Raw genomic sequence first — 1,913 nt, forward strand, 5'->3', positions numbered from 1 at the left:
CTTTTTATCTTCCAGATATACCTCAATATCCTGCATATTGGTTAAATCTCCGTTAAAAAAGGTATATTTTCCTCCCAATCCGGCTTTCAATCCGATAGGTATTACCCTTTCTGAAGTAAGAGGAGGCAAAGCCTGAATACACCATTCGTCTTTACCGGACAGGCTGTAAAGGGATATGTCTTTATTCCCCTGAAGTTTATGACCGTCATACATCGGATCGAAGCCATCTGTTGCATTGGGTAAAAAGGTTATTAAAATATTATTTGCATTGCTGTCGCTGTCGATCAGATTGAGTCTGAATTTCACTGTTGTATCTAAATCAGGTACAAAAAACTGATTCCCTGTTTCGTGCTGGCGGAATGAATTTTTAAATACCACATTTCCACTGCCATAACTCCCATCTACTTTTACAAAAAAACCCTGCCCGATTCCAATAAAACCACCCGGCACTTTTGATTGATTCCCGGGAGCTGCAATTCCGGATGGTACACCTCCTGAAAGATTTACAGTTGCATAATCATCATTTCTGCTGATAGCCGTTCCCGAAACATCAGACCAATAATACAAAGTTCCGGTAAGTCTTTGATTGGTCTGTGTGTTGTACGTAATAAAAGATACGACCGATATGGGTGAAGGATAAGGATTGCCAATCAGATTCCATCCCTGAGGATCAGGGGTACCACTTGAGGATGTGTAGGTACAATATATGTTTATGTCGTTTCCTGTGCTCAGACTGCCTGTAAATGTTCTGGTAATGGCACTGTTACAGAGGTAAGTGGCTGTATATCCTCTTCCCTGCGTGAGATTTCCGCTGCTTATTCTTGTCCATCCTATATCAAGATTTGACGAGGGATTTGTTTCATCATACCAGTAAACATTATAATTTCCGTAATTCTGATCTTGTATGGCACTTAAGGGTGCATTGGCTACCGGAGAGGATACATAATGATAGAATGGATTATTTTGGTCGGTGGTAAGATATCGTTGAACACTCAGGTCTCCGGTATTACTCACCGAGCCATAACAGTTGCCGTCAAGAAGGGAGGCAGTGCCTGATGAATTTGATTGCAAGGTCAATGCTCCATTGATTACTAAATCTCCTTTTACTGTCAGGTACTTTGTAGCAGGTACCTCAACACTTGATCCGGAGTTGACAGTCAGGCCATTGAATATAATCATATTGCTATTATAGGAAAGGATTTGTGTACCGGATTTTGCAAAAGTTACGGTTCCTGTTCCTGATTGTGAGTTCATGTCAACATCCTGGTTGTCATTGTTGTATAAATCACCTTCGATGATAAAGTTACTCCCGGAATTTAAAAAACAGATATTCCCATGATAGGTACCGGATCTTTCAACACGTACATCTTCGGCAACGACAACCGCCCCGCTCTTTAAAATAAGATTTGCACCATTTACTGTAATATCCTGTGAAAATAATTTTGCATGAAAAAAAATCAAAATAATGAATAAAGCTATGGGATATACATTATAATTTTCATTAAATGATTTCATTATTTTTAGTTTAGCCTTTTTTAATGTTGATACGAATTTAATAAAAAAATCGGATAAAGTACCTGATGAAAATTTTTTATTAGTTATAAGTTTTTTATCTTTGCCTAAACTTGGAAACACTTATGCAAGACAAAAACTGACTTTCTGAAACTTCTCCAACTACCTATTTAACAATGCATTGGTTTTCAGTTGATATTTTGTTAAACATCAAAAATTATCAAGCCATGTGCTCAATTTTAATTTTGAAGTTCGGCAGAATAAATTTCGCTGAAATCAGCAAAAAATTATCAGGAATTACATTTTTTCTCTTTCTTTGTCATCCCCTTCTCCTGTTTTCACAGAGTGTAGGAATAGGTTCAGGAACCTTTACGCCAGATGCTTCAGCCATGCTGGAAATA

The 1,913-nt window shown here is 37.7% G+C and carries 1 protein-coding gene; it reads right to left on the reverse strand.

What is annotated here, in order from left to right:
• On the reverse strand, nucleotides 1–1,515 hold a 1,515-nt coding region (locus tag GX437_11100; GenBank protein NLJ08208.1), incomplete at its 3' end, for a hypothetical protein.
• Between the last annotated feature and the right edge of the window lie 398 nt (nucleotides 1,516–1,913).

Source organism: Sphingobacteriales bacterium (assembly GCA_012517435.1).
Classification (GTDB): Bacteria; Bacteroidota; Bacteroidia; order CAILMK01; family JAAYUY01; genus JAAYUY01.